The organism is Roseomonas chloroacetimidivorans (assembly GCF_049629625.1).
GTDB classification, from domain to species: Bacteria; Pseudomonadota; Alphaproteobacteria; order Acetobacterales; family Acetobacteraceae; genus Roseomonas; species Roseomonas chloroacetimidivorans.
Genome location: NZ_JBNBZS010000027.1, coordinates 59704 through 81117, shown reverse-complemented (window position 1 = coordinate 81117; position 21414 = coordinate 59704). Strand labels below are relative to the sequence as shown.

Here is a 21414-nt window from a genome sequence, read left to right as displayed (position 1 = left end):
GCGCCCCCTGCCCTCTCCGGCCAGTGGAACAGGCGCCCCCGCGCCCGCCGCTCCGGCCGGGCTTAGTGTGCCAGGACAGGTCCTTCGATGGCAATTAGCCTCTCTGCCCACCACAGGCACGGTAATGGAGGATTATCGTGCCCAGAAGCCTGTGGGAGGCGTGAGTTTTGCCCGGATCTGCTGGGTTTTCCCGTGAGCGACGCGGCGACGGCCCGGTCTAGCCCCCTGCCCTGCTGAGCCCGGAACCCACCCGTTCGACACGTCTGGCATCCCTGGCCGTGACCGCGAGGACAGCACACTCACCGTCGAGGGTTGCGATCAGGGATGGCGGCAAAGTCGGGGCCGCCCATCCCGCCGCGCGCGAGGCCGTCCAGCACGTTCACGATCTGCTCTCCGGCACTTGTCCGCTCGAGGGTGAAAAGACGCAGTGCCCAGCCCTTCCCCCTCCTGCCGGGAGAGCCCGGCCGTGACCCGCAGCCCTAGGCGGATTGCGAGCCCGTCCGTGCTCGCCGCGTGCGGTCCCGTCGTGCTGTCCCGATGGGAGAGGTTCACGTCCACCGGCCGCCCCTCGACCCCGTGCCGCTGGACGTCCCGCACGATCTGCGCCGGCGCGTAGAAGCCCATGGGTTGGGTATGGCGCGACAATCTGGATGCGGGCGCGCATTGCCTCACCTGAAATGCTCCCGAAGGTTGGGCTGTTGCCTCACCTGAAATGTTCCCCTGGGGCGAGGAGCTCCGGGGGCGGACATGAGGCGGGTGAGCATGGCGACGCGTGACGAGTTGGTGGCGGTGACGGCGGAGCGTTACGCCCGGGCAGGTCGTCGGGAGCGGGGGCTGATCCTGGACGAGTTCACGGCGGTGACTGGGTTCCACCGTCGGCATGCGACCCGGCTGCTGCGGTCGGGGCTGCCTGAGGGTAAGGGTGGGCCACGGCCCGGGCGGCGGGTCTACGACGATGCGGTGCGCGAGGCGCTGGTGGTGCTCTGGGAGGCGTCGGACCGAGTGTGCGGCAAGCGGCTGAGGCCACTGGTGCCGGTGCTGGTGGAGGCGATGGAGCGGCACGGACATCTGCGGCTCGCGCCGGAGGTGCGGAGCAGCCTGCTGGCGATGAGCGCGGCGACGATGGACAGGGCTCTGCGGCAGGCGAGGGATGGGGCAGGTGGGCGGCGTCGGCGCCGGATGGCGCCTTCGGCGGCGGTGCGGCGGAGCGTGCCGGTTCGGACCTTCTCCGACTGGGGCGATCCGGCGCCCGGGTATGTCGAGGCGGACCTGGTGGCGCATAGCGGACCAACGTCCAAGGGCAGCTTCGTGCAGACGCTGGTGCTGACCGACATCGCCACGGGCTGGACGGAGTGCGCGCCGCTGCTGGTGCGCGAGCAGGGTCTGCTGGTTGAGGTGCTGGGCGAACTCCGCAAGAGGATGCCCTTTGCACTGCAGGGCTTCGACACAGACAATGACAGTGTGTTCATGAACGAGACAGTGCGGGACTACTGCGCTGCAGCGGGGGTGGAGTTCACCCGGTGTCGGCCGTACCGCAAGAACGACCAAGCGTGGGTGGAGCAGAAGAACGGCGCGGTGGTGCGGCGGATCGTCGGCTACCGGCGCTACGAAGGTCTTGAGGCCGCGGCAGCGCTGGCCCAGCTCTACGGCGCTGTGCGGCTGTTCGTGAACTTCTTTCAGCCCTCGTTCAAGCTGGCGGAGAAGGCGCGCGAGGGCGCGAAGGTGAGGAAGCGCTACCACCCGCCCGCTACACCTTATCAGCGGCTGGTGGCGGACCCAAGGACGAGCGAGGAGGCGCGCCTGCGGGTTGCGGCGCTGCATGCGGCGCTCGACCCGGTGGAGCTGCTGCGGACAATCCGGGCGGTGCAGCAGCGCCTGGTGGACATCGCCGACCGTCCGGTCGCGGGCGAGAGAGCCAAGCCTACGGCGCCGAGCCTGGAGGCGTTCCTGTCCGGGCTGCGGACGGCGTGGCAGGAGGGCGAGGTGCGCCCAACCGCCCGGCCCAAGGAGAAGGCTAAGCGGCTGCGGCGTCGCCCCGATCCATTCGCCGCTGTGACAGCGCAGCTGCAGGCATGGTTTGTGGCCGAGCCCTGGCGGACGTCGCGTGAGTTGCTGGAGCGGCTGCAGGCGGAACAGCTTGGCAGTTTCCCCGCTGGGCAGCTCCGGACCTTGCAGCGCCGCGTGAAAGCGTGGCGCAGGGAGGAGGCGCACAGGCTGGTATTCGGCACCACCGCCACCGAGGAAGAAATTAGAGCTGATGCGGCAAGGGGAAGCGGGTTATGAGGCAACGGGAGCAACCTGGTGAGGCAACATCAGCCGCGTCGGGAACATTCCCGGGTGAGGCAATACGCTTCTCATCCTGATTGACGGGCCGTTCTCATCCTGATCGACGCGCGGCAGTTGGGAGTTCAGCAGGGCGCAGGCGAAGACGCCAGGGTGGTGGCAGCAGATCCAGGATGAGGCGTAGACGAGGTGGGCGAAGAAGGCCGCGTGGCTCTCCGGGAAGCCGTAGGAGCCGAAGCCTTCGATCTGCTTGAAGCAGCGCTCGGCGAAGTCGCGCGGGTAGCCGCGCCGGACCATGCCCTCGACCAGGCGGTGGCGGTAGATGCCGACGCCCTGGGTGTATTTGAAGGTCGCCATCGCCCGCCGCAGGTCGTCCGCCTCCTCCGGCGTGAAGCGCGCGGCGACGATCGCCACCCGCATGGCCTGCTCCTGGAAGAGCGGCACGCCGAGGGTCTTGTGGAGGACCTTCTTCAGCTCGTCCGGGTCGCCATGCTCCGGAGAGGGACCGGCGTATTCCGGCTCCTCCAGTCCCCACCGCCTCCGGATGTAGGGGTGGACCATGTCGCCCTGGATGGGACCCGGCCGCACGATCGCGACCTGCACGACCAGGTCGTAGAAGGTCCGCGGCTTGAGGCGGGGCAGCATGTTCATCTGCGCCCGGCTCTCGACCTGGAAGACGCCGAGGCTGTCGGCGCGCCGAAGCATGGTGTAGGTGGCCGGGCACTCCTCCGGCAGGCCGGCGAGGTCCAGCTCGAGGCGCTCGTACTGGCGGAGTAGCCCGAACGCGCGCCTGATGCAGGACAGCATCCCAAGGCCGAGCACGTCGACCTTCAGGATGCCGAGGGCGTCGATGTCGTCCTTGTCCCACTCCAGCGTGGTGCGGTCCTGCATGGCGGCGTTGGTGACCACCGCGAGCTCGGTCAGCAAGCCGCGGGTGATGACGAAGCCGCCGACATGGGTGGCGATGTGGCGGGGGAAGTCCTGGATCTCCTCGGCGAGCTCGACGGCCATGGCGAGCCGGCGGTCCAGTCCCTCGCTATCGGCGACCTCGCCAACGCCGCCCTCACGCCCCGGACCCCAGACGCCCTTGGCGAGCTTGCCGGAAATGTCCTCGGACAGACCCATCACCTTGCCGACCTCCCGGATAGCCGAGCGGGCGCGGTAGCGGATGACAGTGCCGCAGATGGCGGCACGGTCGCGGCCGTAGCGGGTGTAGATGTGCTGGATCACCTCCTCCCGGCGCTCGTGCTCGAAGTCGATGTCGATATCGGGCGGCTCACCGCGGGAGGCCGAGACGAAGCGTTCGAAGAGGAGATCGTGTTTGCTCGGGTCCACGGCCGTGACGCCGAGGACGTAGCAGACGGCGGAGTTGGCCGCGGACCCGCGCCCCTGGCAGAGGATGCCCTCGGAGCGGGCGTAGCGGACGATCTCATGGACGGTCAGGAAGTAGGGGGCGTAGCCGAGCTGCTCGACCAGGCGAAGCTCGTGGGCGAGGCGCGTCCGGATGTCCGGGGACACGCCCTCGGGCCAGCGCTCCGCGACCGCCGCCCAGACCCCGGCCTCCAGCGTCTGCTGGGGCGTGCGGCCCGCCTCCAGGATCTCGTCGGGGTACTCCTAGCGAAGTTGGTCGAGGGAGAAGCCCTCGGTGGCCGCGAGCACGTCCAGGGTGGCGGCGAGGGCGTCGGGGAAGTCCCCGAAGAGCCTGGCCATCTCAGTCTGGGACTTGAGGCAGCGCTCTGCGTTCGGCTCGGCTGCAAACCCGAGCCTGTCGATGGTGACGCCGAGGCGAATGGCGGAGAGGACGTCGGCAAGTCGCCGCCGATGCGGGCGGTGGTAGCGGACGTTATTGGTGGCCAGCAGCCGGGCGCCGGCCGAGGCAGCGAGGGTGGCGAGGCGGTCCAGCTGGGCGCGGTCGCGCCCCAGGTGCGGGCACCAGGCGGCGAGGTTCAGCGGGAGAGCAATGTCCACCATCTCGCGAGCATCGGCCGCCAGCCGCTTGACGAAGGCACGATCCGGCGTCTCGGGCGGCAGGACGGCCACCGCCAGCCCCTTCACATGGGCCAGGAGATCGGCGCGGCGAAGCTCGCAAGTGCCCTTCTCGGCGGCGATGCGGCCGCGGGAGAGGAGGCTGGTGAGCCGGCCGTAGGAGGCGCGGTCGGTCGGCCAGGCGAGGTAACGCGCGCCGTCCAGCAGCTCGAGGCGGGCGCCGACCGCGAAGGGCAGGCCGAGGCGCTTGGCCGCGACGTAGCCGCGGACGACGCCGGCGAGGCTGTTGGTGTCGCACATGGAGAGGCCGGCCAAGCCCAGCTCGGCGGCGGTCGCGACCAGTTCCGCCGGGTGGGAGGCACCGTCGAGGAAGGAGAAGTTGGACCGGGCACCCAGTTCCGCGAAGGCGGGCATGCTCAGCCCGTGTTGTGGGGGCGGGCGCCGCGGCCGCGGAGGACGACGAAGCCAGCCTGCCGGAGGTGCTCGGCCAGGTGCTCCGCGGCGAGACCGGCCGCGAGGTCGCCGCCCCCGCGGCGCGCCTTGCCGCGGGCGTCGAAGCGTAACGCGTGGGACAGCGCGGCGGCGATCTCCTCCTCGGTGACGGGGATGAGGTCGTCGGCCGGGCGGGCTGGGCCAGGCATGGGCAGGAGCTCCTGGCTGCAGGACCGCTATAGGACAGCATTCCCGATTCGTTCTAGGGTCTGTGACTGGACTGCCTGACAGGCCCTTTCGGCGCTGATCTGGTCTGCGGACGCGCCAGCTTGGACGTTCTCAGGGCTTTTAGGGTGGCACGGTCATGACCAGGACGAGCCTGGACGACGCCCAATGGGTGGCGCTGATGCTGGTGGTGCAGCGGATCCCACTCGCGTGGAAGCATGACGAAGGAGCGCTGCGCCGCTTTGTGGAAGCCGCGCTCTGGATCGGCCGGACCGGGGCGCCGTGGCGTGACCTACCCGAAGCGCTGGGCCTCTGGTCCAGCGTCTATCACCGCTGGCGGCGCTGGTGCCTGCGCGGCTGGTGGGAGTTGGTTTTCGAGGCGCTCCGCCCGAGCCTGCCTGAGGACGGGCTGCTGCTCCTGGACAGCACCACCTGCAAGGCCCACCGCGCCGCGAGTGGAGCCGTGGACAGCACGCCTTCGGCCGAGGCGCTTGGCCGCAGTCGTGGCGGGCTCTGCTCCAAGCTGCACGCCTGCGCCGATGGTGCAGGCCGGGTCCTGCGGCTGATCGCCAGCCCTGGACACCACGCGGACCTGCGCTACGCCAGCGCACTCGCCTCGGGCATTCCGGCCTGCAACGCCGCACTCGACCGGGGTTACGTCTCGGCCGCCCTGCGCGCCACCTTCACCGCTGAGGGCTGCATGGTCCACACCCCGCCCAAGCGGGGCATGGTCGATCCGCCGGCCTGGGATCCCGAGCTGTATGCCCGGCGTCACCAGGTCGAGAACCTCTTCTCCAGCCTCAAAGATTGGGCTCGCATTGCTCTCCGGCGCGACAAGACCCGCCGCAGCTGGATGGGCTTCGCCCACCTCGCCGCCACGATGATCAACCTACGCATCGCGGAGTCCGGTCACAGACCCTAGGCGATTCGGTCGGCCGCCCGTAAGGTTGTCCATGTACCGCCGGCTCGGCCGAGGATGGTGGATGTGGTGCATCGGCCAGTCTAGGGTCGCGGGATATGCAGCCTCTACTCCATGTGCTCGAACCAGCAGGCCATCCTGAAGCTGTCGAGGGCCATGCGGGACAGCACCGGCAACCTGCCGCTTTCGCCAGCGGTCTACCCGGACTACCCCGGCCCGATCGTCAGGACGGCGGCGGACGGGGTGCGGGAGCTGGCGACGGCGCGCTGGGGCCTGCCCTCGCCGGCCTTCGCGCTGAAGGACCGCAAGACAGCACCGCTGCCTTGTGCCGCTGACGGCCTTCAGCAGGAGGGGGAGGTCACGACACTCCTCGACGCCTTCCTGATGGCGGAGCCGAATGCGGTAGTCTAGCCCTTCACGGCGGTCGCTGCGAACTCCGCCCCCGTCCTCGCGTCCGAACGCCCTCCACGATTCCGCCGATCTCACATTACGGGGGGAACGTCTCTACGGACGGAGGTCACGCTAAGAACCGGCAATTTGCGCGTTGCAACAATACCTCCCATTCTAATCTGTCGCACAGCTGGTCAGCTGCAGCGTCTGTGACCTCGCCTGCCGCCGCAAGCTCTCGCCGCTGGTCCTCTACCGGGACACCCGATGCCAATCCCGCTTTGTCCCGGCCGAGCAGGTGGAGGCCCTCGTCTGGGACGATCTCCACCAACTCCTGGTCCATCCGAAGGCAATCTGGCACACGCTCGAACGGGCTCCCGGAGGCCACTGGCTGCCGCAGGAACTGCGTGCGCGCCGCAAAGCCCTCGGGTGCAGTCAGACTGGCCTCACCCAGGTCTATGAACTTCCCCCCGATTGGTGGAGAGGTGAGATCAGAGCGTCATGCTGCGAGCGGCATGATGCTCTCGTTCATGTTTATGCGTGCCTCGGCCGGCGTGCGGTAGCCGATGCCTGAATGAAGCCGCTGCCGATTGTAGAAAACTTCGATGTAATCGAACACCGCTGCCTTGGCCTCCTCGCGTGTGTTGAAGCGGGTCTGGTGGACGTTCTCCTTCTTGAGCGAGGCGAAGAAGCTTTCCATGGGTGCGTTGTCCAGGCAGTTGCCCCGCCGGCTCATGGACTGCTCGATGCCGTGCCGCTCCAGCACGCGGCGGTAGTCAGCCGAAGCATATTGAACCCTGCGATCGCTGTGCAGGATCAGACCCTTTGCTGGTTGGCAGCGCTGCACGGCCATGACCAGGGCGCTGATGCAAAGCTCCGCCCTGAGGTGATCCGCCATGGCCCAGCCCACGATCTGGCGTGTGGCCATGTCCTTGATCGCCGCCAGGTAGAGCCAGCCCTCGCCAGTAGGCAGGTAGGAGATATCTGCCAGCCAGACTTGGTCTGGCCGCTCGGCGGCGAAGTTCCGTGCCAGGAGGTTCGGGGCGACCGGGAGGTCGTGGCGGCTGTCCGTGGTGCGCGGCACCCGACGGCGGCCCTGGTGGGCGGCAAGGCCCATCTCGCCCATCAGCCGCTCGATGCGCCGGCGCCCATGGTGCCGGCCTTCGCGGCGTAGCTCGGCCTGGATCCGCGGCGAGCCGTACACCTGGCGCCTTGCCGCGAAGATCCGGCCGATGTGCCTGCGCAACTCGGCCTCCGCCTCGGCCCGGGTCTGCTGGGAGGGGATCGCGCGCAGCCAGGCGTAGTAGCCGGACACGCTCACGCCAATGACGCGGCACAGCGCTGCGACGGGGTGACTGCCCCGCTCGGCTGACACGAAGGCGAACTTCGTCACGCGATCCCCTTGGCGAAAAAAGCCGCGGCCTTGCGCAGGATTTGGTTCTCCTCCTCGAGCCGCTTCACCTCGCGCCGCAGCCGCTGTGTCTCCGCCTCCTCGGCCTTACGGGCCGCCAGTGCCTCGGCCGAGCCAGCCGCCAGGTGCTCCGTCCGCCACGTGCTCAACTGGCCGGTGCTGAGCCCAAGCTCGGTCGCCACCTCCGACAGCCCGCGTCCGCTTTCCAGCACACGCTTGACCGCCTGGGCCTTGAACTCGTTCGTGAACCGCCGCCGGGTTCGCCTGTCCGCCATATCGCCCTCCTGGGGTGCTCGGGTTCCTTAACGAACCCTCCAACCTTCAGGGGGAAGTCCACTATCTGGCAGGCGTGGTGGGCCTTGAGGAGTATCCCCGCCAACGCCGCAACTACGAGCAAAGGCAGCAGACCCTCGCCGCCCATAGTAACATGTGGCAGCCCAGACCAAAGGGCAGGTGGGCATCGCCCGCCTTGTTGGGGGGTGGAAGAGCTCAGCCGTCACATAAGCCGGGGCTCGGCCAAGCCACCTCGGAACAGAAACGGCAGCTGGCCGAGTGGCTGGTAGTCTGGGTCGTCATCAACGGCGAGGTCGAGGCCCGCTGCATCATCCCAGCTAACTCCACGGGCCAGAGCGGCGGCATTTGTTGTCCGAGTTCGGGCCACTAAACGCCTTTTCTGCCGCCTCAGGAATGAACGGAGACTCGTCACACACTACGACCGCCTCGCCTTGATCGTCATCGTCAGCGAGTTGACTTGAACGACACCCCTACCTAGTCCTGCTCCTCCGCCTCGCCGTTGATGCTGACCCTGCCCTCCACGGCCTCGTCGAGTTCGGCAAGTTCACGACGCGCCTTCTCTAGCTCCTCCTCGTGGCGCCGGATGATCTCGGCGAGCCGTGCGCGCCTCCGGGCGAGGGCCTCCTGGTTAGCCCCCGACGACCGGCGCAGCCGTTCCCGCTTCCAGGCGATGATCTCGGGGCGCCGCAGGTCTGGCCGGACGAGACCGTCATGGGCAGCCGCGGCCAAGTCGTCCGGCTTCAGGGTAGCGAGCTGGTAGGCGACGCTCGCAGCCTGCGGCAGCTTCGGCTCGGGAATGCGGCCTGCGTCTACGGCTTCTGCGATCATCCGCAGTTCATAGGCGGTCTGGCGCCCGAAGGGCAGCGACGCCTCCACCAACTTCTGGAACTCGCCGTGGGGTAGCTTCCGCTTGGCCTGGACAAGGTAGCGGCCGATGGCGAGGAAGCTCTGCTGCGCCTCGCGCCAGAGGCGGGAGATCTCGCGTACGTACTCGTCCGTGTTCCGCAGCTCGCGCTGAGCGGTCCGGACGATGTCCACCTGCGAGCGGGGAGGCGAGCCGGCGAAGGCAGGGGCGGGTGTCTTCTGGATGGCTGGCGCGGACGGTCGGCGGGCGACCTCTCCACGGCCTAGGACGAAGGGGGTTGGCTGACGGCTCATCGGGCGCTCATCCTCAGCTCAGAGCGCGCGAAGGCCCAGACGCCCCGGAAATCGTCGGCACCGTTCCCTCCACGCAACTCCATGACACCGATCCCGGCCCGCGCGCTGCGCCGGATGTCCTCGAGGTCACGGACTTCGATCGGGGCCAGGCGGCCTCCACTCTCAAGCAGGCCGAGCTTGGCCTCGTCGAGGCTTTTGCTGCCGCGCCGAACACGGTTCAGAAGGAAGTGCGCTGGAACCTCGAGCCGCGCGAGCAGCTCCATCCAAGGTGTGGCGCTCTCAATGTCGTCGTCGGAGGGCTGCACCGGCACCAGAACGAGGTCCGCTTTCTGCAGAAGGGCCTGCATCTGGCTCGGGCTGCTCTCGACGCCGGGCGGAGTGTCCACGATGACGACGTCGACCTCCGAGGCGTCGAGTCTGTTCAGATGTCCCTCGATCTCGGCGAGGGCGATGACCTCGCAAGCTACAGGTGGTGCCTGCTCCGGACGCCGCTCCGCCCAGCGCGCTAGCGCCTGCTGCGCGTCAGTATCGACCAGCAGCACCCGAAGCCCCTCGTGGGCCGCAGCCACTGCGAGGTTCCGGGCGGTCGTCGTCTTCCCTGAGCCCCCTTTGGCTGTGGAAATGATGAGCCATTTCGCCGCTCGTCTGTCCTGCACCGGCGCTGGTGGGGTGGCGCGTCTCCTCTCTACGCGCTGCAAGCTCTTCGCCATGTAGTCCCCTCATCAATCCCATAGCAGGCTAGATTTAGCCGGAACTTTCTTGAGTGCGCAGCCCAGAAGATGCTCGCGCGCGAAAAAGCAAGGCACGACTTACATTTGAGCGGACGAAAGTTACGCAGATTCAGTGAACTACACTCTGATATGTTGGAATTCGGGGGCCCATAGTGATCTGAGCGTGAATCAAACTCCACTTTCGCGGAGTGGCGGCGCAGACAGGCGTCTCGGTGGATATCCTCCAAGGCTGGTGAGCAGCATCAGATGCCGTATTGCAGCGATGTTCTCCAGGACGAGATGCTGGGAGGTGACGTGATCCTGCCAAGTGGTCGGGCGAAAGGGCGCGGGGCGAGGCTAACCATCCTCTACAAGTTCACCCGGGAGGGGCGCGCGCCTTTCCCCGTCCGCCGGTTTACTCGCATGGCTGTGTCCATGAATGTTGGCCCACCTGCCGCTTTTGACCATCCTGGCCGGGCCGTGGGCCAACCAGGACGGTCAGCGTCGCTGTTCTGGTATCCTCCCCATGGTCTGGCGGGGCTGCGCTGCGCTGTGGTGCGGCGGAACCGGTAGGACTCCGTGCCCCTGGGCGATGTGCTCCCGGTCGGTGAGGCAATCGATCAAGGCCTTGCACAGCCGTGGGTTACCAAACACCTCCAACTGCCCCAGTGGCGGACCGGCTGATCTCTGCGGTGACGGTCACGGACCCTCGCCATCCGTTGTCTGGTCAACGCCTGGCGGTTCTGTCCCTCACCTGTGACCGTGGCCCGCGGTTCCTGGCCGTTGCCTTGCCCGATGGCCGCCGGCGCCTGATCCGGCGTGCTGCGACGGACCTTGAACGCCCGGCATCAACGGAGCCGCCGGTGCCTCGGGTATCGGCTCGCACGCTGCTGCCCCTGGCACGCCACATCCGCGGCTTGGTGACTGCCTCCAGCCCGGAGATCGTCCATGCCGCCCCGCCCCCGCGATCCCGCACCTCCATCCCCGGCGCCGCTGCGCCAGATGCGACCGCCGCGCCCATGGCCGGTCCTGCCAGCCCCATCGCAGCGGCAGCTGGCGCAGGCGATCGCCCGGCTGCTGCAACGCCTCGGCCAGGAGGCGCAGCATGCTGACCGCCCCCGATGACATGGCCGAGCGCGTCAGCACGGCGCATCGGGCCAAGCTGGCCTACATCTACATTCGCCAGTCCACGGCTGTTCAGGTGCGGCAGCACCAGGAGAGCACGGAACTCCAATACCGCCTGGTCGACCGGGCCGTGGCCCTTGGCTGGCCGCGCGAGCGCATCGTGGTGATCGACGATGACCTCGGCAAGTCGGGGACGTCCAGCGTGGAGCGGCAGGGTTTCCAGCGCCTGATCGCCGAAATCGGCCTGGGCAAGGCGGGGCTGGTGCTGAGCCTCGACGCCTCCCGCCTGGCCCGCAACAACCATGACTGGCACCGGCTGCTGGAGCTGTGCTCGATCTTTGGCGTGTTCATCGCGGATGGCGAGCGGCTGTATGATCCGGGCGCCTACCACGACAGGCTCCTGCTGGGGCTGTCCGGCATCATGAGCGAGGCGGAGCTGCACCAGATCCGCCTGCGCCTGCACCAGGGCGAACGGCAGAAGGCCGCGCGGGGCGAGCTGCGGCTGGCGTTGCCGGCCGGCCTGGTCCAGGAGCGCTGTGGCGGGATCGGGCTTAACCCGGACGAGGAGGTGCAGGCGCGGCTGCGGTTCGTGTTCGAGAAGTTCCGCGAACTGCAAAGCGCCAAGGCGGTCATGCGGGAATTGCAGCGGCATGGCCTGTCGTTGCCGGTGCGCCCGATCCGCGGCCCGGCGCCGCAGGAGGTATCCTGGGTTCCGGCCGACAGCAGCCGGGTGCTGCATATCCTGCACAACCCCGCCTATGCCGGCACCTACGCCTATGGTCAGCGCCGGCAGGACCCGACCCGGCGTCGTGCTGGGGCCGCGCGAAGTGCTACGGTCAAGGTTGCGGTCGAGCAGTGGCCGGTGTGCCTGCGCCACGCCCACCCGGGCTACATCAGCTGGGAGGAGTTCATGGCCAACCAGGCGCGGCTGGCTGGCAACGTCGCCCATCATGCGGCCGGGCGGCCCGGCGTGGCGCGCCGGGGCTGCGCCCTGCTGCAAGGGATTGCGGTCTGCGGCCGGTGTGGCCGGCGCATGGGGGTGCGCTACTCAGGACCCCATGGCGACTACCCCGTGTACCATTGCAGCGCCGACCAGGGGCTCACCGGCCAGCCCCGGTGCCAGGAGGTCCGGGCGCTGGGCGCGGACAGCGAGTTCGAGCGGGTGCTGCTGGACGCCCTGGCGCCGGACCAGATCGAGATGGCGGTGGCCGCCGTCAGCCAGCTCGAGGCGCAAACCCGGGCACTGGAACACCAGTGGGGTCTCAAGCGCGAGCGCGCCCGCTACGAGGCCGAACGAGCGCGGCGCCAGTACGACGCCGTGGAGCCGGAGAACCGCCTGGTGGCGCGCTCCCTCGAACGCGTCTGGGAGGAGAGGCTGCGTCAGTCTGAGGCCGTCGAGCAGGCCTATGCGGCGTGGCGTACCGAGCAAAGGGGCGCGCTGTCCGACACTGAATGTGCCGAGGTCCTCGGCATGGCGCGGAACCTGCGCAGCGTGTGGCAGGTGGCCACGGCCGAGGAGCGCAAGCGCATGCTGCGCCTGGTCGTGCGGGAGGTCACACTCGACCAGAAGTGCGAGCGCGGGATGGTCTGGATGCGGATCACCTGGCAGACCGGTGCCGTCAGCGAGCACCGGCTGCGACGGAAGGTGCAGGGCTATGCGCACTACGCCGACACGGCCGAGCTGGAACAGCGGATCCGGGAGCTGAACGCCGCCGGCATGATGGACCGCGAGATTGCGGCGAGGCTGAATGCGGACGGGATCGGCACGGCCCACGGCACCTCGTTTGCCGGCGAGAATGTCCACCTCTGCCGCAAGCGCTGGGGCATCCCGACGGTCAAGATCAATGGCGTGGACGCGAACCCGCCACGCTGGCCGGATGGCAGCTACTCCGTGCAGGGCGCGGCCGCCGCCCTCGGTGTGACACCGCAGACCGTGTTCAAATGGCTGCGCAAGGGACGGCTGAGCGGACGGCAACTCACCAAAGGGCAGCCCTGGCAGATCAACCTGCCCGACGATCAGATCACCCCGCTGGCCGCCCAAGTGCGACGGACCAGCCCGTCAACAAGGAAGGCATCATGAAGCGCTCGGTTCCGGGATGACCTACGACCATTCGGAGAACGGCAGGTTGGTGGTCACGATCACGGCCGCCTTCTCCGCCCGGTCGGCGATGACCTGGAACATCAACTCGCAGACCGTCTCGGCGAGCGGCACGTAGCCCAGCTCGTCGATGCAGATCAGGTCGAGCCGCTCCCAGCGGTTGAGTGCGCGGCTCAGCTGGTTGGCATGCACCGCCTCGGCCAACTCGTTGATCAGCACGCTCGCGGTGGTGAACCGCACCCGCCGCCGCTGACGGAAGGCACCCACGCACAGTCGCGTCGCCAGATAGGTTTTCCCCGCGCCCGCTTCGCCGGTCAGCAGCACCGGCTCTGCCTTGGTGATGTATTCGCCCTCGGCCAGCCCGCGCAGCTGGGGGGCCGGTACGCCGGAGCAGTCGAATTCGAACGCCTCGAGCATCTTCATCCGCGGCAGCCGGGCGTGTCGTACAGCAGACGCGTGATTGTCCGGCTCTCGCGCTCCTCCATCTCAGCTGCCAGCAGGGCTTCGAGATAGCCGAGATGAGACTGCCGCTTCCGCACAGCGGTCTCTGCCAGGCGGGTGAACTGACCGCCAATCGTCGGCAGGCGCAGCGCCTTGCAGTGCTGCCGGACTGCTTGGTCCTGCAGGTCGTTCATCACAGCCTCCCGGCGCAGGGGGCGGAGAGGAGCAGCGTGTCGTGGTCGGCGACGCTGGGCATCGGCCGGTCATAGCGGGCCGGTTCGCCGGTATCACCGGCGTGTGCCGGGCCTTGTGCAACGCCGCGGCGTCGCAGGCCCCGAGCGACACCGCCGTGGCGACCGCCGACCGTAGCTGCTCCTCGCCGAACTCCCGACCCAGCATCAGCACCGCCACCATGGCGCGGACACCCTTCTGCTTGCCATGCCGGGCCCGGAGGCGCTCCCAAAGCACGTCATGGCAGGCAGGCCAGCGTCCGGCTTGGCGCCACTGCTCCAGCGGCCTGGACCCGGCGAGCGCCCCCTGGCTTGTGACCCAGCACGTCGAGGTAGTGCTTAGGATCCAGCGCCTGCTGGCGGCGGCCGTCGCAGCGCTCGTGGCGGGCAATCTGCCGCCCGCCCTGCCAGAGCTCGACATGCAGCGGATGCACCCGCGCCTCCACCCGGCTGTCCAAGGACGGCCAGGACCGGGATACCAACGTCATTGCTCTCGACCGGGGAACATCGCCGGGCCGTTTTGCTGCAGACCGAGCGAAGATGGAGCGGGACATGATGGCAATCGTGAAGAGGAAGACCCGAGGCTGATCCGGGGACTTTTCCAGGCGAAGGGCTGGCGAGAGGGGAGGGGACTTTTCCAGGCAGGAGCCTGGAACCTTACCGGATCTGCGTGGGGACTTTTCCAGGTGCGCCCCTTAGCGGAGTGTCCGCTCCGGCACTGGCGGCTTGGAGGGGTGAAGAACTAGGCCGCGCTCCTCCACGTCCACCCGGGCATCGGGGTAGACGGCCAGTGTCAGTTTGAGGTTGTCGAGGAACGTGACCCGGAAGTTGTCCATGCGGGCCACGCCACCGCCGAACTGGCTCTTGAGAGCCGTCCAGGAAATGGGCGTGGGCTTGCCCAGAACGTGGAGGCGATAGGCTAGCCAAGCGTAGATATCGAGCGCCACGCTGTTGTTGTTGATCGCCCGAATGGCGGCTTCCTGAACGGGGACAGGGTGCCTCTGGAGGAGATCGAAGAAGACTTCCGACAGGCGGGCGGTCTCGACGAACAGGCTGCCCTGCTGCTCATTGGCATCGCTGCTCGGCACAAACATAGCACTGTCCACCACGCTCTGGTTGACCAGCCCGACACGCCCTCCCGACTGCTGGATGTGGAAGGTAAACCTACAGCGCGAGATCCGTTCCGCTTGATCTCGGACGTCCCTCTGGCTCTTGCCGCCCTGGGGGATTCCCATGCGGACCAGCCACTCCCTCAGGCTTCTCCCCAGCTCGATCTCCCGGCTTTTGGTCCGGATCGCCGTGCTCTGGAGGTAGAGGAAAATAAGTCGGGCGCGGCTTCCATACGCCACTCCCGTCGGAACGAAGGACTTCCCGTCCGGCCCGGGCTTGGAGCCTGGTTCCACGAGCAGAGAGATCCGGTCGGAGTGGATGGCCCAGCTCTGGCCGTCCGGGAGGCGCCGATGGGGAAGGGCGGCTTGGCACCACCCGGAGTAGAGGAATCCGATCCCGGCATCCTCGTCGGCCATATACTGGGCAGCTGCTTCTACGACGGTCCGTTCGACCTCCGCTCGAAGCGCAGCTTGCTTACCCCCTGCTTCGATCAGGCGATGCACCGTTCCCATAGCCATGCTTCTTGCACCACCAGCACAGGAAAAGTCCCCGGGGACTTTTCCAGGTCGTGTTAGTAGCCAGAGATATTTGAAGAATCTCTATTAGAGAGGCCTGGAAAAGTCCCCGGGACGAAGCGGGTAAAGTATTGATTTACCGGTCCGGTAAGGGCCGGTATGCCTGGAAAAGTCCCCGGACGTCCCTGGAAAAGTCCCCAGGCGGCCTGTGGGCGGCTGCCAGGGCTTGCCTGGAAAAGTCCCCGTCCTGGGCCATGCGACTCGGGCACACCCACAATCCGCATGCTGAGGGCTTGCCATGGGGGCTAGGCGTGTAACTCATGGTGCGAAAGCTCGTTCCTTGAGCCTCGGTAAACCGAGGCGCTTATGAAAAAGCATGCTGGCGTTCACGGGCTGAGGGGAATTTTCGTCGCTTCAAGTTCGAGATGAAGCCAGTCGTCGGTCGAAACGAACTCCCCGAGTTCCACTAGGCATGGGAGGGGGGATGGAGGCCGGATCAACGCCGCAGATCCGCATGGTTCGAAGGGCGGCGCTGAGCATCGACCATTCTGGTTATGAGTTGCCGCGGACAAGGCGGCGGGTCTCGCCAGTTAGCCTGAAGAGCGGAGCAGGGGCATCCGAGTGAGCGCCTTCAGATTGAAGCATCCTTGGGGTGGGTTCATCCTGTGATGCCTCGGAAGGTCAGGCGGCGCCGATCTGACGCAGGAACGCGGTAATGGCCGCCTCTTGCTCAGGCGTCCGGCTGCTGGTGGCGGCCGGAAGCGCTTTGATGGCTCGCTCGGTAACTTCCGGCGACACCGGTTTCAGGGCTTCTTTTGGGGCCGCTTCATCCGCGAGCGCTGCATAGGTGCGACCGTAACGCCTGAGCAATTGTTGGAAGTTGGCATGTGCTGAGGCTCCCTTGCTGGTCAGGGGAGCTTTGCGTCCCGGGCTTGTGCTGCGCTGGGGGGCTGGGTGACCATGGACTCGTCCACCGAGCCGCCACCCTCGAGTACCTCGCCGTCGACCGGCACGCTTTCGCCCGGGCGGACGCGCAGGCGGTCGCCGACCTGCACATCCGCCAGTGGGATTTCCTCATCCTGGCCGCTGGCCTTTATACGCCGAGCGGTCTTGGGGGCCATGTTGACCAGGGCGCGGATGGCGCCGCCGGTCTGCTCGCGCGCGCGCAGCTCCAGCACCTGCCCGAGCAGGACGAGGACAGTGATGACGGCCGCCGCTTCGAAGTAACGGCCACCGTGCCGTCCATGCCTCGGAACCCCTCTGGGAATGCCCCAGGCGCGAAGGTCGCAACCAGGCTGTAGAGGTAGGCGGCGCCGGTCCCGAGGGCGATGAGGGTGAACATGTTGAGGCTGCGGTTCACCCCTGACTGCCAGCCGCGGACGAAGAATGGCCACCCCCCAAAACACGACAGGCGTTCCCAGCAGGAACTGGATCCAGACGGAGGTTCTGGGCGGCACCAGGTGATGGAGGCCGAGGCCGGGGATGTGGGCGCCCATCCTCGCCCGTGCGGTCATCGTGGCCTCGGGCACCCGCGCACCTCCGTCCTCTGGGCGGCGCGGAGCACGGACCTAGCGAGGGCCTACGGCGGAGGCGCGGCCGACCAGCTGCCGGAGCGTGGTGCGCTCGGGCATGCTGGTCGGCGCGCCGGGCGTCGTGGCGGCGGGCATTGTCATGTACGGGATGGGCAGCGGGATCCGCTCAATCGCCCGCCGCACGGTGCCCTTGGCCCTGTTCGGCAAGGAGGGCTACGCCGTGCTGATGGGGCGGATCGCCATGCCGACCCTGATCGCGCAGGCGGCCTCGCCCTTCCTCGGCGCCTGGCTGCTGGACCGCTTCGGCACGTCGGCCACGCTGGCCGTTCTCTGCGGTGCTTCCGTGCTCAACATCCTGATGGTCCTGGCGCTGCTGCCGGTTGCCCTGAAGCCGAGCGCAACCGCGCAAGTCACACCCTGACGAACCAATCGCCACTCAGGACTCGGGAGCAGACGATGACGGCCTGCGGCCGACCTGGCTCGCAGACGACCAATCGAGCGATGCTCTCTAGGGCAGAGGTTCCGCGAGGTAAGCGTCAGTGCTGACACGCCGACCAACGAGAATCTGGCAGCCGCTCTCGATAAGGTCGATGAACTCTCGCGCATCCGAGAAGTAGTTCCGGAAGGCGTTCCGCACGTCATCGCTCGTGTCGGCTCGAACCAGGACAATGTCCTTGCCTGGGTTCTCCCGCTCGAGTTCGAACAGGGCCTGGATCGCTTCCGTTGCGCTGGTAAAGCTGCGCGTCTCCAGGTCATCTTCTGAGAAAATCAGGATGACGTTGCGGTCGGCGTTGACCAAGCTGTCCGCGGCATTGAGGCTACGCAGTAGCGACAGCAGCCCCAGCTCCTGGTCCAGAGTGGCGAAGGCCTGCAATACCTCATCGTCCTGCATCTCCGACAAGAAGGACGTTAACCCCTCATGAGCGCGCGCGATGATTTCGCTGGCGTAGACCATCGCGGTTGCATAGCGCTTGTCACCCTCGCGGAACTTGGGCTGGCTAGAGGTGATGAAGCCGATCACTTCGACTGCCGTCGACCAGGCGTGCTGGAACGCTGTGCGGTACTGAAGCTCGATTAGGAGGCCCTTGCTGGCCTTACCGTTCTCCGAGTTGACGTCATATTCGTAGACGTCGTGGATGCCCCTGTAACCAGTGTCCTTCGGGTGCTTGATGTAGTCGTACTTGTCGACGTCGTTCCGGCGCCGGTGCTTGAAGTTTGCCTTGTGCAGCCTGTCGCGAAATTCGTAGAGCGACTTGACATCGGGAAAGATCAATCGGCATCCGGCGACGTCGTCCATACGAGACAGTTCCATGTTCGGAAACCGCCGGAGCTTGCCGAAGATGGTCTTCTTCCGCTTGTGACGCTGGGCGACTACCGTCTTGGAACCGCGGGTGCGGTTCCGGAGGATGGCCTGGAAGGTGTTGAGCACCGGCTTGTGGGCAGCGCGCCAGGTGTTGATGACCTCCAGATCCTCGGGCGTCTCGGCTCCGTTCCGAACCGCGGCACCTGCCTTCGATACCCTGGTTTTGGATCCCCCGGGGTAAGTCACGCCCGCCGCCTTGTTCATCGAGATCCCGTGCGCCGCTTCGCTTCTTGAACCGCTACACCATGGAGGGAGGGGCTGGAAGCCGCTCCGGTTATCCAGCAAGAAGTCCGTGTTGGGTGCCCGAAGCTCGGATGAAAGCGCAGATCGGACCGCCTAAGCAGGTACATCGTCACAATAACGAAGCATGGACAGCGCACTCGTCCTCACCGCCCTGCTCGCCGCCGCAGCTGTTGGCTTTATTGGGGCGCTCCTATGCTCTGGCGGCAGCGGCGGGCTGCCTCTGCCACCTGCGCACCGGGCACCGCCTGCTCGCTGGATCCGGCAACCCTGCACCTGACCACAGTCGGCTTGGCGCTCGGCTGCGCCCTGCTCGCATCTGGTTTTCTCTGCCCCTGAGGACCCAATGATACTCGAATCGACACTCACCTGCCCACACTGCGGCACGACGAAGACCGAAACGATGCCGACCGACGCCTGCCAGTTCTTCTACGATTGCAGCGGCTGCGGAACGGTGCTTCGGCCCAAGCCCGGCGACTGCTGCGTGTTCTGCTCCTTCGGCACGGTGCCATGCCCGCCCGTTCAAGTGGACGGCAGGGGCTGCTGCCACTCAGCAAGCCCGTCGCCACTGGCTGGTTGATCCTTCCTCTTCGCCGTCAAGTTCAGCCGCTCTGGCAGCCGCGCCAAGGCTGAACGGGCATCCTAGGGCGAAAAGGCCGACGGATCAGGTTCACTCCGCGGCGGCCGCACCGGCCACGGTCGGCACGAGCCGCGGAACCCACCTGATGTAGGCGAGCATGGCCACGAGTTCGACCAGGGTCTGCGTCACCACCACGGCGGGAACGAGCGCCCCCGAATCGGGAACGGCGAAGGCGAGCGGAAGCACGACGAGCGAGTTGCGCGTGCTGCCGCTGAAGACGACGGCGCGGGCAGCCTCGGCCTCCAGACGGAGCAGCCGGGCCACGGCGCGGCTGCCATAGGGCATGACCAGCGCGAACGCCACGTAAACCGGCACGGCGAGCGCGACGGCCCCGGCCCCGACGTCCGGGGCGACCGCTGCGATGACGACGAACAGCACCAATGCCATGAGCGGCACCGGGAGCCAGCCCATGGCGTCGGCCACGACCTTCCCGGTGCCGGACCGCGCGGCCCACGCTTGCGTTGCCCAGGCCAGCGCGAGCGGCACCGCGATGAGCCAGGCGAACGCCTCCAGGAAGGGGCCGGGCCGCATCAGCGCCATGGCCTCGCCGCCGACGAGCAGGCCGAGATAGACGGGCAGGAGCAGCATCTGCGCGACGAGCAGGACCGGTGTCGCCGCCAGCACCAGCCGCGCGTCGCCTCGCCCGAGCTGGGTGAAGACCACCACGTAGTCGATGCAGGGCGCCAGCAGCACCATCAGGGCGCCCAGGCGCACCGCCCACTGCTCGCCCGGCAGGAGGGACACTAGGGCAAAGGCCACGCAGGGCACCAAGGCGAAGTTCACCACCAGGAGGGCCAGCAGGAAGCGGCCGTTTGCCAGGCTGCGGCGAAGGTCGGCCAGCGGTACTTGGAGGAAGGTCACGTAGAGCAATGCCGCGAGCGCCGGGTTAATGGCAGTGGCCCAGGCGTCACCCGGCGCCGCGAGGGCGACGAGGAACCCGATCACGACGGCGGCGAAGTAGATGGCGACCTGGTTCTCCTCCAGGCTGGTGCGGGTGACGAATGCCAACTGGTCGGTTCCCTTCGAGCAAGCGGCCGACCCCACGTCACACCGCGCGCGTGTCGGTCGGCACCCCTACCCGCAGCAGGAGGTTCGCTGCGGGGCGGGCGTGGCGAGGTCCTCCAGGATGGTGCACTGCGCCGCCGGGCCTCCTGCGCAGGCGCTGTTGCAGCTGTCCACAAAGCTCGCCAGGGCGCGCTCCAGCGCCTGAAGCTCGGCCAGCTTCTCCCTCACGGCGTCGAGGTGCTCCTGCGCGACGTCGCGCGCTTCCGCGCAATCACGGTCCGACGCCTCGGTCAGCGCCACCAGGGCGCGGACCCGCTCGACCGGGAAGCCGAAGTCCCGGCAGCGCCGGATGAAGGTCAGCCGCCGCAGGTCCTCGTCGCCGTAGGTGCGATGTCCGCTCGCCCTGCGTCCGGGCCGGGGCAGCAGGCCGATCTCCTCGTAATACTGATAGTCGGCGGGTTACATCCCGTGCGCTCGGCGAGCGCGCCGATGGTCAGGGCGGGTGCGGTGCGCGACATGGCTTCCCCTCGAAAACCCCTTGAACCTCAAGTTACTTGAAGAACTACCTTGCGGCAACGAGGGGCGGGCCGCCCCCGCAACAGCCACGAGGAAACCCCATGCGTCTCTCCACGAAGATCCCGGGCCTGGGCGCCACGCCGGTGCCACGGTCGCCGCCTGCGCGGCTTGCTGCGCCGTTCCCGTCCTCGGCTCCGCGTTGGCCGTTGTCGGCCTCGCTGGCCTGGGCACGGCAGCGGCCGGTTGGGCTGTCGGCTTGGTCGTCCTGCTGCTCGCAGTCGCTGTCGGCTTGGTCGTCTTTCGTCGCCGGGCGGCGGCCTCCGCCTGCGCCGCCTCTGCTAGACCGACCTGCACCCCCGGGGCATGCGGCTGCGGCTCCATGCCGACCAGCACCAGCTGAAGGGGACGCCATGACCAGTACCGAGATGGGACCCACCACCTGCACGCTCGCATCGTGCGCCTACGAGGCGCGGGTGGCCTGGATCCGAGAACTGACGACGCGGTCCTTCCGCGATCATCGCCGCGATGGGCTGGAGCTGCACCTGACCTACGAGGCCGAGGCCGTCCAGCGGGTTCGCGAACTCATCCAGCACGAACGGGCGTGCTGCGGCTTCCTGGGCTTCGACCTGCGGCAGGACGCTGACGGTGTGCGCCTGACGATCACGGCACCCAAGGAGGCGCGAGAGGCTGCCGACCAGCTATTCGCACAATTTGTGCCCCTGGTCAGCGACACGAGGGCCAGCTGTGGCTGCGGGTGTCAACCGGAGGGCGCCTCCCGATGACGGGGTGGCGCT

The 21414-nt window shown here is 67.6% G+C and carries 22 protein-coding genes; 7 read left to right on the top strand and 15 right to left on the bottom strand.

Annotated features, from left to right (window positions below):
- Window positions 1-747 precede the first annotated feature (747 nt).
- A complete protein-coding gene (locus ACO1BU_RS20095; RefSeq protein WP_424137743.1) occupies window positions 748-2283 on the top strand; it encodes an ISNCY family transposase in 1536 nt (511 codons plus the stop codon).
- Here the strand turns inward: ACO1BU_RS20095 and ACO1BU_RS20090 are convergent.
- From ACO1BU_RS20090 to ACO1BU_RS20080, 3 genes are read right to left on the bottom strand one after another with little or no spacing between them, the layout of a single operon-like run.
- Window positions 2278-3849, bottom strand: a complete 1572-nt coding sequence (locus tag ACO1BU_RS20090; RefSeq protein WP_424137748.1) for an error-prone DNA polymerase family protein — start codon at window positions 3847-3849, stop codon at window positions 2278-2280. The genes ACO1BU_RS20095 and ACO1BU_RS20090 overlap by 6 nt on opposite strands.
- 48 nt (window positions 3850-3897) lie before the next feature.
- Window positions 3898-4683, bottom strand: coding sequence for a PHP domain-containing protein (locus ACO1BU_RS20085; RefSeq protein ID WP_424137742.1), 786 nt, complete (start codon window positions 4681-4683; stop codon window positions 3898-3900).
- A gap of 2 nt (window positions 4684-4685) precedes the next feature.
- A complete protein-coding gene (locus ACO1BU_RS20080) occupies window positions 4686-4910 on the bottom strand; it encodes a hypothetical protein (protein ID WP_424137741.1) in 225 nt (74 codons plus the stop codon).
- A 155-nt stretch (window positions 4911-5065) separates the two neighbouring features.
- Here ACO1BU_RS20080 and ACO1BU_RS20075 point away from each other — a divergent pair, with 155 nt between their 5' ends.
- Window positions 5066-5848, top strand: coding sequence for an IS5 family transposase (locus tag ACO1BU_RS20075; protein ID WP_424137740.1), 783 nt, complete (start codon window positions 5066-5068; stop codon window positions 5846-5848).
- A 153-nt stretch (window positions 5849-6001) separates the two neighbouring features.
- Window positions 6002-6256: an SOS response-associated peptidase family protein gene (locus tag ACO1BU_RS20070; RefSeq protein WP_424137739.1), complete on the top strand. Its 255-nt coding sequence runs from the start codon at window positions 6002-6004 to the stop codon at window positions 6254-6256.
- A 475-nt stretch (window positions 6257-6731) separates the two neighbouring features.
- Here ACO1BU_RS20070 and ACO1BU_RS20065 read toward each other — a convergent pair.
- The 3 genes from ACO1BU_RS20065 to ACO1BU_RS20055 form a co-directional block, all read right to left on the bottom strand.
- A protein-coding gene (locus ACO1BU_RS20065) for an IS3 family transposase (RefSeq protein ID WP_424137738.1) occupies window positions 6732-7918 on the bottom strand; the annotation gives its coding sequence in 2 pieces (ribosomal slippage) (window positions 6732-7637 and window positions 7640-7918; 1185 coding nt in all).
- 493 nt (window positions 7919-8411) lie between these two features.
- Window positions 8412-9095, bottom strand: coding sequence for a DUF3102 domain-containing protein (locus ACO1BU_RS20060; RefSeq protein ID WP_424137737.1), 684 nt, complete (start codon window positions 9093-9095; stop codon window positions 8412-8414).
- Window positions 9092-9805, bottom strand: a complete 714-nt coding sequence (locus ACO1BU_RS20055) for an AAA family ATPase (protein WP_424137736.1) — start codon at window positions 9803-9805, stop codon at window positions 9092-9094. The genes ACO1BU_RS20060 and ACO1BU_RS20055 overlap by 4 nt, the downstream gene beginning before the upstream one ends.
- Window positions 9806-10910: 1105 nt before the next feature.
- Between ACO1BU_RS20055 and ACO1BU_RS20050 the strand changes: the two genes are divergently transcribed.
- Window positions 10911-13010, top strand: a complete 2100-nt coding sequence (locus ACO1BU_RS20050) for a recombinase family protein (protein WP_424137735.1) — start codon at window positions 10911-10913, stop codon at window positions 13008-13010.
- A gap of 21 nt (window positions 13011-13031) precedes the next feature.
- On the opposite strand, the gene ACO1BU_RS20045 is transcribed toward ACO1BU_RS20050, so the two are convergent.
- The 6 genes from ACO1BU_RS20045 to ACO1BU_RS20020 all read right to left on the bottom strand — a co-directional run bounded on the left by ACO1BU_RS20045 (window position 13032) and on the right by ACO1BU_RS20020 (window position 16853).
- Window positions 13032-13451, bottom strand: coding sequence for an ATP-binding protein (locus ACO1BU_RS20045; RefSeq protein WP_424137734.1), 420 nt, complete (start codon window positions 13449-13451; stop codon window positions 13032-13034).
- Window positions 13448-13663, bottom strand: coding sequence for a hypothetical protein (locus ACO1BU_RS20040; RefSeq protein ID WP_424137733.1), 216 nt, complete (start codon window positions 13661-13663; stop codon window positions 13448-13450). The genes ACO1BU_RS20045 and ACO1BU_RS20040 overlap by 4 nt, the downstream gene beginning before the upstream one ends.
- Before the next feature lie 275 nt (window positions 13664-13938).
- Window positions 13939-14187, bottom strand: coding sequence for a Mu transposase domain-containing protein (locus tag ACO1BU_RS20035; protein ID WP_424137732.1), 249 nt, complete (start codon window positions 14185-14187; stop codon window positions 13939-13941).
- Between the two features lie 207 nt (window positions 14188-14394).
- The gene (locus tag ACO1BU_RS20030) at window positions 14395-15225 is read right to left on the bottom strand and encodes a replication protein RepA (RefSeq protein ID WP_424137731.1); all 831 of its coding nucleotides are present in this window, start codon (window positions 15223-15225) and stop codon (window positions 14395-14397) included.
- A gap of 780 nt (window positions 15226-16005) precedes the next feature.
- A complete protein-coding gene (locus tag ACO1BU_RS20025; RefSeq protein WP_424137730.1) occupies window positions 16006-16194 on the bottom strand; it encodes a hypothetical protein in 189 nt (62 codons plus the stop codon).
- Between the two features lie 38 nt (window positions 16195-16232).
- Window positions 16233-16853: a P-type ATPase actuator domain-containing protein gene (locus ACO1BU_RS20020; protein ID WP_424137729.1), complete on the bottom strand. Its 621-nt coding sequence runs from the start codon at window positions 16851-16853 to the stop codon at window positions 16233-16235.
- Window positions 16854-16938: 85 nt separating this feature from the next.
- On the opposite strand from ACO1BU_RS20020, the gene ACO1BU_RS20015 reads away from it, so the two are divergent.
- Window positions 16939-17277, top strand: a complete 339-nt coding sequence (locus ACO1BU_RS20015; protein WP_424137728.1) for a hypothetical protein — start codon at window positions 16939-16941, stop codon at window positions 17275-17277.
- 87 nt (window positions 17278-17364) lie between these two features.
- Here the strand turns inward: ACO1BU_RS20015 and ACO1BU_RS20010 are convergent, their stop codons facing one another.
- Entirely contained in the window at window positions 17365-18423 is a 1059-nt protein-coding gene (locus ACO1BU_RS20010) for a RelA/SpoT domain-containing protein (RefSeq protein ID WP_424137727.1), read from the bottom strand.
- Between the two features lie 382 nt (window positions 18424-18805).
- Here ACO1BU_RS20010 and ACO1BU_RS20005 point away from each other — a divergent pair, with 382 nt between their 5' ends.
- Window positions 18806-19039 (top strand): GDCCVxC domain-containing (seleno)protein, encoded by a 234-nt coding sequence (locus tag ACO1BU_RS20005; protein WP_424137726.1) that lies wholly within the window; start codon window positions 18806-18808, stop codon window positions 19037-19039.
- Between the two features lie 90 nt (window positions 19040-19129).
- On the opposite strand, the gene ACO1BU_RS20000 is transcribed toward ACO1BU_RS20005, so the two are convergent.
- Together ACO1BU_RS20000 and ACO1BU_RS19995 are read right to left on the bottom strand one after the other, a co-directional pair.
- Window positions 19130-20107: an arsenic resistance protein gene (locus tag ACO1BU_RS20000; protein ID WP_424137725.1), complete on the bottom strand. Its 978-nt coding sequence runs from the start codon at window positions 20105-20107 to the stop codon at window positions 19130-19132.
- A 66-nt stretch (window positions 20108-20173) separates the two neighbouring features.
- A complete protein-coding gene (locus ACO1BU_RS19995; protein WP_424137747.1) occupies window positions 20174-20527 on the bottom strand; it encodes a MerR family DNA-binding protein in 354 nt (117 codons plus the stop codon).
- 503 nt (window positions 20528-21030) lie between these two features.
- Between ACO1BU_RS19995 and ACO1BU_RS19990 the strand changes: the two genes are divergently transcribed.
- Entirely contained in the window at window positions 21031-21402 is a 372-nt protein-coding gene (locus ACO1BU_RS19990; RefSeq protein ID WP_424137724.1) for a hypothetical protein, read from the top strand.
- The last annotated feature ends 12 nt before the right edge of the window (window positions 21403-21414 follow it).